We start from the raw sequence: 12,245 nt of genomic DNA on the forward strand, positions 1-12,245 counted from the left end.
GTTAGCGTTAACAGACTGTGTGCTTGTTCGACGTGGATCGCTGATCAGCCGGCTCGGCCATCCAGGTGAGCGATCACATCCGACACCGCGAAATCGTTGACGGCGCTTCCGCGCGGTCGCTACCTTTCGGCCGGACCCGTCGCCATCGGAGTCGACCGAGGGAGTCCCATGTCCTCACGGTTCAGCCGTCGCACCCTGCTCCAGGCCGCCGGTGTCGCCGCCGTCGCGAGCACCGCGCCCGGCCTCCTCGAAGGGACGGCCTCGGCCGACGCGGTGCCGCCGGTCCGCGCCGACCTCGGCGTCTCGGCCCACCCGTTCGACCTGGGCCAGGTGCGCCTGACGGCGGGGCGCTGGCTGGACAACCAGAACCGCACGCTGTCCTACCTGCGGTTCGTCGACGTGGACCGGCTGCTCTACAACTTCCGCGCCAACCACCGCCTGTCCACGAACGGCGCGGCGGCGCTGGGCGGCTGGGAGGCGCCGAACTTCGAGTTCCGCACCCACAGCCAGGGCCACTTCCTCAGCGCGTGGGCGTACGCCTGGGCGCTGCTGGGCGACACCGCGTGCCGCGCCAAGGCCGACCACATGGTGGCCGAACTGGCCAAGTGCCAGGCGAACAACGCGGCGGCCGGGTTCACCGCGGGGTACCTGTCGGGGTTCCCGGAGTCCGACCTGGACGTGGTGGAGACGGGCACCCGCAAGGGCGTGCCCTACTACTGCCTGCACAAGACCCTCGCGGGCCTGCTGGACGTGTGGCGCTACACGGGGAGCACGCAGGCGCGGGACGTGCTGCTGCGGTTCGCGGGCTGGGTCGACTGGCGCACCGGGAGGCTGTCCTACAGCCAGATGCAGACCACGCTGCGGACCGAGTTCGGCGGCATGAACGCCGTGCTGACCGACCTGTACCAGCAGACGGGCGACAGCCGCTGGCTCACCACCGCGCGGCGGTTCGACCACGCGGCCGTCTTCGACCCGCTCGCGGCGAACCAGGACCAGCTCAACGGGTCGCACGCCAACACGCAGGTGCCCAAGTGGATCGGCGCGGCGCGCGAGTACAAGGCGACCGGCACCACGCGGTACCGCGACATCGCGACCAACGCGTGGACCATCACGGTGGGCGCGCACACCTACGTCATCGGCGGCAACAGCGAGGCCGAGCACTTCCGCGCACCCCACGCCATCGCCGCCCACCTCGACCGCGACACGGCCGAGGCGTGCAACACCTACAACATGCTCAAGCTCAGCCGCGAACTGTGGCTGCTGAACCCGAACACCGCGGCCTACTTCGACTTCTACGAGCGCGCGCTGATCAACCACCTGATCGGCCAGCAGAACCCGGCCGACCCGCACGGCCACGTCTGCTACTTCACCGGCCTCAACCCCGGCGGACGGCGCGGCCAGGCGGGCCCGGTGATGGGCGGCGGCAGCTTCAGCACCGACTACGGCACGTTCTGGTGCTGCCAGGGCACGGCGCTGGAGGTCAACACCCGGCTGGCCGACTCGATCTACTTCCACGACGGCACCACGCTGACCGTGAACCTCTACGCGCCCTCGGTGCTGACCTGGTCGCAGCGCGGCACCACCGTCACGCAGACCACGAGCTTCCCGGTCTCCGACACCAGCACGCTGACCGTGACCGGCGGCGCGGGCGGGTCGTGGACGATGCGCCTGCGCATCCCGTCCTGGACCAGCGGCGCGACGGTCAGCGTCAACGGCGTCCCCCAGAACACCGCCACCACGCCGGGGAGCTACGCCTCGCTGACCCGGTCGTGGGCCTCCGGCGACACCGTCACCGTCCGGCTGCCCATGCGCGTGGTCCCGTGGCCCGCCAACGACAACCCCGCCGTGGCCGCGATGACCTACGGCCCGGTCGTGCTGTCGGGCAACTACGGCACCACCGCGCTGACCGCCCTGCCAGCGCTGGACACCGCCTCCGTCACCCGCACCAGCACCTCGGCGCTGGCGTTCACCGCGAGGGCGAACGGCGCGGCGGTGGACCTGGGCCCGTTCCACGACGCCCACGGCCACAACTACACCGTCTACTGGAACACCGGCGGTGCCGCCGCCGCGGGCCACCGGCTGGTCAACGCGGGCACCGGTCTCGTGCTCGGCGTGCGGGACATGTCGACGGCCGACGGCGGCCTCGCGGTGCAGTGGAACGACACCGGCACCCCCGACCACACCTGGCGGCTCGTGGCGGACGGCTCCGCGGTCCGGCTGCGCAACGGTCACAGCGGCAAGGTCCTCGGCGTGGAGAACGCCTCCACCGCCGACGACGCCCGCGTCCTCCAGTGGTCCGACACGGGCACGGCGGACCACCGGTGGACCGTCGTCGACCACGGCGACGGCACCCACGGCCTCCGCAACGCCAACAGCGGCAAGCTGCTCGGCATCCTCGGCGGCTCCACCGCCGCGGGCGCGCAGGCCGTGCAGGACCCGGACAACGGCAGCGCGGACAACCGCTGGAGGTTCGTGCCCGTCGGCGCCCGCCGGATCCAGAACGCCGCCAGCGGCCTCGTGCTCGGCGTGCGGGACATGTCCACGGCCGACGGCGGTGCGGTGGTGCAGTGGGAGGACAACGGCACCGCCGACCACCTGTGGACACCCGTCGTCGACGCCGACGGGTACTTCCGGCTGCGCAACGGCCACAGCGGCAAGGTCCTCGGCGTCGAGAACGCCGCCAACGCCAACGGCGCCCGCGTGCTCCAGTGGTCCGACACCGGCACGGCCGACCACCGGTGGCGGCTGCGCCACGGCGGCGGTGACGCCTTCCGCGTCCAGTGCGGCAACGGCGGACGGGTGCTGGGCGTCACCGGGGCGTCCACGGCTCAGGGCGCGCAGGTCGTGCTGTGGGACGACAACGGCACCACCGACCACCTGTGGCGGTTCGTCTGACCTCAGTCCACTTCGGACGCCCGATCAGCGGTGAGCGCGGCGACGAGGTCGTCCGGCCTGGCCACGGTGACGGTCAGGCCGGGGTGGCGGACCAGCCCCCACGGCTCCAGGCCCCGCACGGGCTCGCGGAACGCCACGCACACGCCCGACCGGGTGGACGAGCCGAACGTGAGACCCCTGTCGCCCATCGACACGCGCACGCCCACGGCCTTCCACCACCGGTAGGGCCCGCCGGTCGACGCGCTGACGACGTTGGTCAGCGGGGTGCGGACCGTCCACCGTCCGAAGTGGGCGGTGAACCACTCGTCGTCGACCAGGACGGCGGAGTTGCGCCGCGTGATGCCCGCGAGGTGGAGGACCCGCTCCGGAACCTGCTCGAACGCGAACTCGAATCTCATCCGGGGACCTTCCCGATCAGCGGCACGTTGCCCGTCGGGTACCGCGAACGGGACCCGGCCAACCCTGTTGCGCCCCAGCGGTCCCGTGGACGCCCGTCCACTCCGGACGCCTTCCCCCGGTCGGCCGCGCGGAGCTGACGCCGGGTGGCCCAGCGCGTTGATCCACGCACCCGTGAGCAAAAAATGTCACCAAATAACCATCTACCCAGGTCAGCGTGTCACCGGGCAACCTCTCCGGCCGTGGTACCCGTTTCCACCGGTCCTAAACCGGTAACGAACCCGCGTGCCGGGTCCGATGTTCCAGGAGTGATGGACGACTTGTGACCGCGGTCGGCGCCACGGGCCAGGCCCGTGGCAGCCGGACTTCCGCCGTCCAGGTGGGGTTCGCCGCGCTCCCGCGACGACCCGCTCCCGCCGCCCCCGACCCGGTCAGGGCGTTCGCCGTGCCCACGACCCCCGAACCGCGCCCAGCAGGACGCCACCGTCCGCCGGCGAGACGAGGTAGAGGAGGACCGCCCGTGATGGCGCAGTCTGAGGATGCATTCTCCGTGGACGTGGTCCGCGTACCCGGAGCGGTGCTCGTCACCGCCACCGGCGAACTGGACGCCGACACCGCCCCGGTGCTGGCCCACCACCTGGACGACGCCGTGGTCGACCCGTGCGTGCTGGTGATCGACCTGCGGGCCGTGCCGTTCTGCGACTCCGTGGGCCTCGCCTCCTTCATCGCCGTCGTCAAGCGGGGCGCGGACCTGCGCGTGGTCGGCTCGCCCCAGGTGGTCCGGCTGATGAGGCTGACCGGGATGGACCGGCACGTGGTGCTCGCGGCGTCGGTCGAGGACGCGCTGCTCCCCCGCGAGCTGAACCGCTGACCGGCCGGGAGAGCCCTGTCACGGCGGGATCACCCGAAGCCACCGCGGGCCGCACCTCGGAGAACTCGACCCCGGTGACCTCCGGGCGCACCAGCCGGTGCGCCCCGTCGTCGGTGGGGACTCACGTTCGGGTTTTCGCCGCGAACCGCTGTCGTCGCCCGATACTTTTTCCCGATGAACGCAGGAGCCACCTCGGCGCGGCGGGTCGTGATCGTCGCCTACGACGACGCGCAGATCCTGGACGTCGCCTGCCCGAGCGGAGCGCTGGAGATCGCGAACGAGCACGGTGCGGCGCCGCCCTACGCGGTCGAGCTGGCGACGGTCGGCGGGCGCAGGGCGCGCACGTCGTCCGGGATCCAGCTGGCGGGCGCGCGGCGGCTGGCCTCGGTGACCGGGCGGATCGACACGGTGCTGGTGGTCGGCGGGCACGGCACGCGGGCGGTCATGACCGACCAGCGGATGCTGACCCAGGTGCGGCGGCTGGCGGAGCGGAGCAGGCGGGTCGCGTCGGTGTGCACGGGCGCGTTCGTGCTGGCCGCCGCCGGGCTGCTGGACGGGCGGCGCGCCACCACCCACTGGGGGTACGGCGACGTCCTCGCGACCGTCTTCCCTGCGGTGACCGTGGACCTGGCGCCCCTCTACGTGCGCGACGGCAACGTCTACACCTCGGCCGGGGTGACGAGCGCGCTCGACCTCACGCTCGCGCTGATCGAGGACGACCACGGCCCCGCGCTGGCCCGCGCCGTCGCCCGCGAACTGGTGACCTACCTGCAACGGCCCGCGGACCAGGCGCAGATCAGCATGTTCCTGGCCGCCCCGCCGACCGGTGACCGGCTGGTGCGCGACGTGCACGGCCACATCGCCGCCCACCTGGCGGACGACCTGAGCCCGCCCGCGCTGGCGGCGCGGGCCGGGGTCAGCACCCGCCACCTCACCCGGCTGTTCGCGACGCACCTGGGCACCACCCCGGCCCGCGCGGTCCGCGCGGCCAGGGCCGAGGCCGCCGTGCACCTGGTGCGCGGCAGCGACCTGCCGCTGGCGACGATCGCGCGCCGGTGCGGGTTCCGGTCGGCGGAGACGCTGCGGCAGGCGTTCCTCGACCTGTACGGGGTCACCGGGGACAGGATTCGCAGGATGCCGGACATGCCCCGACCGCTGGAACCGCCGCACCAGCAGACTCCCGGCCGTGGAGATCCGCGGACGAACGGAGCGACCGCGGACTGACTGTTGGGGGTAACCCGTGAAGACGATCACCGGTCTCGCCGCGGCGGCGATCACCGCGGCCTTCCTCGTGCTGCCGGGCACGGCGGCGCAGGGCGCACCGACCTCGCCGCGGACCGCGGTCGAGTACGACTACTACGCGACCTACGCCAACCGCGACCTGTGCGAGAAGGCGGGGAAGAGGTACCTGAACTTCCTCTGGCGCGACTACTACTGCAAGTGGACGGGCGGCGGGACGTTCCACGACCTCTACGTCTGGTGGAACGCCTGACATGGCCGCGGGTGGAGGGGTCCCGCGGAGGTTGGCGGTGCTGGTGGCGGCGACAGCGGCGGTGGTCGCGTGCTCGACCGCGCTCGCGGCGCCCGCCCAGGCGAGTTCCGCGAAGTGCCAGGAGTACCTGAGGGCACGGAACTACGTGGTCGGTCCCAAGGTGCGGGCGGCGTGCGACGTCGGTCAGAACGGCGGCGCCTCGGGCCCGCTCGCCTGCTACGTCTCGCTGCTCGCGATCGAGGTGGAGGCGGCGCACGCCTCCACCGCGTGCAACGCGGCGAGCGACTAGCACCGTCCCGCTCGACGGGGCCCGCCAGGAACGGTCCGATGTGGACTGTCCCGGCGGACCCCGGTCGGGCGGCCTGGACACCGCTCGCGAGGTACGCCCGCACGTCGGCGGGCGGTGACGGGCAGGTCTCCGACGACCTCGGCGGCGACGGCCGTCGCCTGGTGGGTGCGGAACCGCGCCCGGTCGGGGTAGCCCTTGGCACCGGGCGTGAACGCGGCGATGACGCGCAGGTGGTCGAAGAACGCCCCGCTCGTCGCTGACGACCTCGATCCCGTGCGTCGGGCACCGCGCCAGGTCGCCCTCCCCTTCGAGCTCGTCACCGTTCCCGTCGACCACCAGCGGACCGATCGACCTCGAACCCGATCACGACGCGCTCCCTCCTCGACGTCCCCCGACGCCACCGCACCTGGCGCGCCCACCCAAGTTCATGTTACCGTTGGTAACTGTAACTTTGGGTTACATACAACTAGTCATCAGGGAGCCCTCATGACCAGCGCCGAGACCCACGACCGAGCAGCTCAGCCGCGGCGCGACCGCGACGCGGTCGCGCGCAGGCTGCTGGACTCCTCCGAGGCGCTGTCCTACGACCCCGTCCGGGAGGTCGACTGGGACACGCCGCTGGACGAGGGGTTCCACGGCACGAGCCCGGAGTGGAGCACCCTCTACGGGACGCCGTACTGGCAGGAGATGACGCCCGAGCAGCAGCGGGCGCTCACCCGGCAGGAGGCCGCGTCCGTCGCGAGCACCGGGATCTGGTTCGAGATGATCCTCCAGCAGATGGTGCTGAGGGACTTCTACGCGAAGGACCCGACCGATCCCGCGTTCCAGTGGGCGCTGACCGAGATCGCCGACGAGTGCCGCCACTCCATCATGTTCGCCCGCGGCGCGCAGAAGCTGGGCGCTCCCGCCTACCGGCCGCGCAGGCTCGTGGTCGAGCTGGGCCGCGCGTTCAAGACCGTCGCCGTCGGCGAGGCCGCCTACGCGGCGATCCTGGTCGCCGAGGAGGTGCTCGACGTCATGCAGCGCGACTGGATGCGCGACGAGCGGGTGGCGCCCTTCGTGCGCACCATCAACAACATCCACGTGATCGAGGAGTCGCGCCACATGGAGTTCGCCCGCGAGGAGACCAGGGCCAGGCTGGCAGGCGCGGGTTGGCCGCGCAGGCAGTTCAACGCCCTGGTGGTGGCCATCGCCTCGTACTGCATCGTCACCAGCATGGTCAGCGAGAAGGTCTACGCGAACGCCGGGCTCGACCCCGAGCGGGCGATCCGCGAGGCCAGGGCCAACGAGCACCACCGGTCGATGCTGCGGTCGAGCTGCGCGGGGCTGATGGGGTTCCTGCACTCCGCCGGGCTGCTCACCAGGGCGGCCACGTGGTTCTACCGGCGCGCGAACCTGATCTGACCCATGGCCTACGCGATCACCCAGACCTGTTGCAGCGACGCGTCCTGCGTGGCGGTCTGCCCGGTCAACTGCATCCACCCGACGCCGGACGAGCCGGACTTCGGCACCACGGACGTGCTGCACGTCGACCCGCGCGCCTGCATCGACTGCGGGGCGTGCGCGGAGGCGTGCCCGGTCGACGCGATCTTCCCGGTGGACGAGCTGACGGGGCCGCTCACGGCCTACGCGAGCATCAACGCCGACTACTACGCGACCGCGGACACCGCCGGGGCGGACGCCGACCACGGGCCGAACTTCCACGCCTGGGGTCCGCCGGTGTTCGCCCGCACCACCCCCGGCGGCCCCGAGCCGCTGGACGTCGCGGTCGTGGGCACCGGCCCCGCGGGCATGTACGCGGTCCAGGACCTCCTGCTGCACACCAACGCCCGCGTCACGCTGCTCGACCGGCTGCCGGTCGCGGGCGGCCTCGTCCGCTACGGCGTCGCGCCCGACCACCCGTCGACGAAGAGGATCGGCGAGACCTTCGCGCGTCTCCACGACCACCCCAGGCTCCGGTTGCGCCTGGGTGTGGAGGTCGGGAAGGACGTCACCGTGCGGGAACTGGCCGCGCGGCACGACGCGGTGGTCTACGCGGTCGGCGCCGCGTCGGCCAGGAGCCTGGGCGTGCCGGGTGAGGACCTGCCGGGCAGCCTCGCCGCCACGACCGTGGTGGCCTGGTACAACGGCCACCCCGACGTGGCCGACGACGCGGTCGACCTGTCGTCCGAGCGGGTCGTGCTGGTGGGCAACGGCAACGTCGCGCTGGACGTGGCGCGGATCCTGACCGCCGACCCGGCCACCCTGGCGGGCACGTCCATCGCTCCAGGGGCGCTGGCGCGGCTGGCGGCGTCGGAGGTCCGCGAGGTCGTCCTGCTCGGACGGCGCGGTCCCGAGTCCGCCGCGTGCTCCAGGGCGGAGCTGCTCGCCCTCGTCGAGCGGGACGGCGCCGGCGTCGTCCTCGACGTGGGCGATCCCCGCACGGCCACGACCGTCGACGCCCTCGGGGCGAGTGCGTTCCAGCGGGTCGCGCGGGAGGTCGTCGACTGGTCGGCACCGCCGCCCGCCGGGCGGCGCGTCGTGTTCCGCTTCCACTCCGCGCCCCTCGCCGTCCTCGGTGACGGCGCGGTGCGCGGCCTGCTCGTCACCGGTCCCGACGGCGACGAGGAGATCGCCGCCGGGCGGGTGGTCCGAGCGGTCGGCTACCGGGGCGCGCCGCTGCCGGGCCTGCCCTTCGACGAGGCCACCGGCACCGTGCCCCACGAGGGCGGACGGGTGGTGGACCGGCCGGGGACCTACGTCGTCGGCTGGATCAAGCGCGGGTCCACCGGGGGCATCGGCGCCAACAGGACGTGCGCCGCGGAGACGGTCGGCACGCTCCTCGCCGACGCCGCGGACGGCAGGCTGCCCGCCCGGCCCCGGCGCGGTGCGCTGGCGCGCCTGCTCCGCCGGGCCTGACCCCGCCGGTCTGTACGCTGGGAACGACCGGGTTTTCCGGACGGAAGGGGTTGGCGTGCCGGGAGTTCGGCGATTCGCGCTCGTCGGTGCGCTGCTGCTGCTCGCCTCCTGCACCGCGGGTCCGGTCGAGAACCCGGTGTCGACGTCCACCACCACCAGCGGCGGCGGTGCGCCGCCCGTCGACCGCGTGCACGTGTCGCTGGGCGACTCCTACGCGACCGGCTACCGGCCCGCGGGCTCCGGCGCGCCCGCCGGTCCGAGCCGGGACGGCTTCGCCTACCTGGTGGCCGAGCGGGCGGACCTGACGCTCGTCAACCTCGCGTGCAGCGGCGCCACGTCCGCGCAGATGCGCGACCAGGCGGGCTGCGCCGTCGGCAACCGCGCCGCCGACGCGGCCGACCCGGCGGGCCTCACCCAGGTCGACGCCGCCGTGCGGGCGCTGCGGGAGAACGAGGGCCGCGTCGGCCTGGTGACGGTGGTGATAGGCGGCAACGACCTCGCGCCGTGCGCGCTGGCGTCCGACCCGGTGGTGTGCGCGTCCCAGGCGGTGGAGGGCATCCGCGCGGGTCTGGCCGCGATGCTGCCCGCGCTGCGGGAGGCCGCGGGTGACGCCCCGATCGTCGGCCTGACCTACCCCGACGTGTTCCTCGGGGCGTGGGTGTCACCCGCGTTCCCGAACGGCCAGAACCTCGCGCGCCTGTCGGTGCCGCTGTTCCGGGACGTGCTCAACACCGCCCTCAAGGCGGAGTACGAACGGGTGGGGGCGACGTTCGTCGACGTCACCGCCACCACCGGCGGCTACGGACCGCTGACGGAGGTGACCCAGGACCCGACCTACGGCCCGATCCCCACCCCCGTCGCGAAGGTGTGCGCCCTGACGTACTTCTGCACCCGGACCGACGTCCACCCCACACCCGAGGGCCACCGGGAGATCGCCGACGCGGTCCTGGCCGCCACCGGCCGCTGACCGACCGCTCAACCAGGGGCAGGCGGCCGAGCAGGCCCCACTGCTCCTCCCCGGCCACGCCGCCGACCTCAACCCGCGGCAGCACCGAACCAGCGCGGCAGGTGGTCGAGCAGGTCCCGCTGGTCCTCCCCGACCCACGCCACGTGCCCGTCCGGCCGCAGCAGCACCGCGGGCACGTCCAGTTCCTCGCTGACGTCCACGACGTGGTCGACCCGGTCCTCCCAGCCCGCCACCGAGAGCCCGCCGGTCTGGTCGAGCAGCAGCCCCCGGCCCGCGTGCAGCAGCCCGTACAGGCGTCCGCGCTTGAGCCCGACGTCCCGCAGCCGCCTGCCGACCAGGTCGTGGCCCCCGCCGAAGTCGTAGCGCAGCCCGATCGCGGTGATCTTCTCGGTCAGGTGCCGGTTCACGTCCTCGAAGTCCATCAGCTCGGCGATCAGCCTGCGCACCGCCCTGGGCCCCGGCTCGGTGGACATCAGCTCCATCTGCGCGCGGGTGTTGTCCAGCACGTCGGCGGCCACCGGACGCCGTTCGGCCTGGTAGCTGTCCAGCAGCCCCTCCGGCGCCCAGCCACCGACCGCGGCGGCCAGCTTCCAGCCGAGGTTGAACGCGTCCTGGACGCCGAGGTTGAGCCCCTGCCCGCCCGTGGGCGGGTGGACGTGCGCCGCGTCGCCCGCCAGCAGCACCCGGCCGACCCGGTAGCTGTCCGCCAGCCGGGTGGCGTCGCCGAAGCGGGAGAGCCAGCGCGGCGAGTGAGCGCCGAGGTCGGTGCCCGCGACCCGCACGAGCTGCCGGGTGAACTCCTCGAACGTCGGCGGGACCGACCGGTCCCCCGCCACCCCCTCGGCGGGCACGACGACGCGGTGCACCCCCTCCCCCAGCGGCATCGCGCCGAACCGGACCTGCGTCCTGCGGACCTCCGCCATCACGGCCGTCAGGACCTCCGGCGACGCGGTCAGCTCCATCTCGCCCAGCAGCGTCTCGACCCGGCTCGGCTCGCCGGGGAAGCCGACGCCGAGCAGCTTGCGCACCGTGCTGCGACCGCCGTCGCAGCCGACGAGGTAGCGCGAGCGCAGGTGCTCGCCGTCGGCCAGGTCGACGGTGACCCCGTGCTCGTCCTGGCTCAGCCCGACCACCTCGCGGCCCCGCCGGACCTCGGCCCCGAGTTCGACGGCGCGCTCGGTCAGCAGGCGGTCCGTGGTGGTCTGCGGGATGCCGAGGACGTAGGCGTGCGCGGTGTCCAGCCGCTCCGGCGACCGCTTGGGGATGCCCGCGAAGAAGCCCCCGACCGGGTGCGTCGTGCCGACCGCGAGGAACCGGTCGAGCAGACCGCGCTGGTCCACCACCTCGATGCTGCGCGCGTGCAGGCCGAGCGAGCGCACGACCCTGGTCGGCTCCTCGTCCCGCTCCAGCACGAGCACCCGCACGCCGTGCAACCTCAGTTCGCACGCCAGCATCAGCCCCGTGGGCCCGCCGCCCGCCACCACCACGTCGATCAACCTGATCCCCCGCCCATCCGAGTCAGCACGTCCGGCCGCAGAGTCTGCGGCAGCACCCCGGTCTTGCCGCAAGCCCCCCGGTGAGCTATAAATTGAGTGTGGCGAGGAGTGTTGAACTCCTCGCCATTCGTCGTTTCAGGACCACTGTGGACAGACGCTGGCATTGCCGCACCGCGTTCGTCGCGATCGGCGACCCGTCCACCCCGGACTCCTCGGCGACCGCGTGACCGTCGTCAGCGCCGACCCTCGCCCACGGCCCCTCCACCGGCTCGCGGATCCGGCCGTCGGAGATCCGGGGTGGGCGGGAGGTCGCCGTGCCGTCAGGATCGTCGACGCTCTCGGTCGGCACCGACCGGGAACAGGCCCGCCAGCACGTGGTCCACGATGTCGGCGGAACCGGCCGTCGGGGCGACCGCCGTGCGCAGGGCGAGGCCGATGCCCAGCGCCCCCAGCAGGACCACCGCCTGGGACAGCGGGATCGCGGGCGTCACGCCCAGCCGCTCCACGTGGGTGTCGAGCAGGGCGACGACCTGGTCGTCGTGGCGCCGCTGGACCGCGGCGACCGCCGCCGCCGTCACGGGCTGCCGCGCCGTCGCGGCGAGGACCTCCGCGGCGACCGCGCTCCACTTCGCCGCGTCCTCGTCCAGCACGGTGGCCGGGAACAGGGCGGCGACCAGCTCGTCACGGGTGGTGGCACCCGCCAGGGCTGCGCGCAGCCAGGTGAGGTGCGCCTCCGCGTGGCCGTCCACGATCGCCAGCCACAGGCCCTCCTTGCCGTCGAAGTGCTTGTACACCGCGCCGCGGGTGTAGCCGGCGTCCGCCGCGATCTCCTCGACCGTCGCCGCCAGGAACCCGCGCCGCAGGAACACCTGCCGCCCGGACTCCAGGAGCTGGTCGTGGGTGCGCCGCTGCTGCTCGGCGCGGGTCAGCCTGGCCATGCC

Annotated in this window: 12 protein-coding genes; 9 read left to right on the plus strand and 3 right to left on the minus strand. The window is 73.3% G+C overall.

All coding sequences use genetic code 11. The features are described from left to right. The first annotated feature begins 168 nt into the window (after nt 1–168). A complete protein-coding gene (locus tag VFZ92_RS03695; RefSeq protein ID WP_330874245.1) occupies nt 169–2,895 on the plus strand; it encodes a beta-L-arabinofuranosidase domain-containing protein in 2,727 nt (908 codons plus the stop codon). A gap of 2 nt (nt 2,896–2,897) precedes the next feature. Here the strand turns inward: VFZ92_RS03695 and VFZ92_RS03700 are convergent, their stop codons facing one another. Then, nucleotides 2,898–3,293 (minus strand): hypothetical protein, encoded by a 396-nt coding sequence (locus VFZ92_RS03700; RefSeq protein ID WP_330874246.1) that lies wholly within the window; start codon nt 3,291–3,293, stop codon nt 2,898–2,900. Between the two features lie 521 nt (nt 3,294–3,814). On the opposite strand from VFZ92_RS03700, the gene VFZ92_RS03705 reads away from it, so the two are divergent. From VFZ92_RS03705 to VFZ92_RS03740, 8 genes are all read left to right on the plus strand, one after another. Next, nucleotides 3,815–4,162 carry an STAS domain-containing protein gene (locus VFZ92_RS03705; protein ID WP_330874247.1) on the plus strand — a complete coding sequence of 116 codons (348 nt, stop codon included), beginning with the start codon at nt 3,815–3,817 and terminating at the stop codon, nt 4,160–4,162. Between the two features lie 174 nt (nt 4,163–4,336). Further along, a complete protein-coding gene (locus tag VFZ92_RS03710; protein WP_330874248.1) occupies nt 4,337–5,386 on the plus strand; it encodes a GlxA family transcriptional regulator in 1,050 nt (349 codons plus the stop codon). 16 nt (nt 5,387–5,402) lie between these two features. Beyond that, on the plus strand, nt 5,403–5,654 hold the full coding sequence (locus VFZ92_RS03715; protein WP_330874249.1) for a hypothetical protein: 252 nt from the start codon (nt 5,403–5,405) through the stop codon (nt 5,652–5,654). Between the two features lies 1 nt (nt 5,655). Next, on the plus strand, nt 5,656–5,943 hold the full coding sequence (locus VFZ92_RS03720; protein ID WP_330874250.1) for a hypothetical protein: 288 nt from the start codon (nt 5,656–5,658) through the stop codon (nt 5,941–5,943). Nucleotides 5,944–5,981: 38 nt separating this feature from the next. After that, nucleotides 5,982–6,203, plus strand: a complete 222-nt coding sequence (locus VFZ92_RS03725) for a hypothetical protein (RefSeq protein WP_330874251.1) — start codon at nt 5,982–5,984, stop codon at nt 6,201–6,203. A 226-nt stretch (nt 6,204–6,429) separates the two neighbouring features. Then, nucleotides 6,430–7,347: a diiron oxygenase gene (locus VFZ92_RS03730; protein ID WP_330874252.1), complete on the plus strand. Its 918-nt coding sequence runs from the start codon at nt 6,430–6,432 to the stop codon at nt 7,345–7,347. A 3-nt stretch (nt 7,348–7,350) separates the two neighbouring features. Next, complete coding sequence (locus tag VFZ92_RS03735) at nt 7,351–8,841, plus strand: FAD-dependent oxidoreductase (RefSeq protein WP_330874253.1); 1,491 nt, start codon at nt 7,351–7,353, stop codon at nt 8,839–8,841. A gap of 55 nt (nt 8,842–8,896) precedes the next feature. Continuing rightward, nucleotides 8,897–9,808 carry a GDSL-type esterase/lipase family protein gene (locus tag VFZ92_RS03740; protein ID WP_330874254.1) on the plus strand — a complete coding sequence of 304 codons (912 nt, stop codon included), beginning with the start codon at nt 8,897–8,899 and terminating at the stop codon, nt 9,806–9,808. Between the two features lie 68 nt (nt 9,809–9,876). On the opposite strand, the gene rox is transcribed toward VFZ92_RS03740, so the two are convergent. Together rox and VFZ92_RS03750 are read right to left on the minus strand one after the other, a co-directional pair. Continuing rightward, on the minus strand, nt 9,877–11,304 hold the full coding sequence (gene rox / locus VFZ92_RS03745; RefSeq protein ID WP_330874255.1) for a rifampin monooxygenase: 1,428 nt from the start codon (nt 11,302–11,304) through the stop codon (nt 9,877–9,879). Between the two features lie 320 nt (nt 11,305–11,624). Continuing rightward, nucleotides 11,625–12,242, minus strand: coding sequence for a TetR/AcrR family transcriptional regulator (locus VFZ92_RS03750; protein ID WP_330874256.1), 618 nt, complete (start codon nt 12,240–12,242; stop codon nt 11,625–11,627). Nucleotides 12,243–12,245 lie beyond the last annotated feature (3 nt).

Source organism: Umezawaea sp., from assembly GCF_036375055.1.
Taxonomy (GTDB): domain Bacteria; phylum Actinomycetota; class Actinomycetes; order Mycobacteriales; family Pseudonocardiaceae; genus Umezawaea.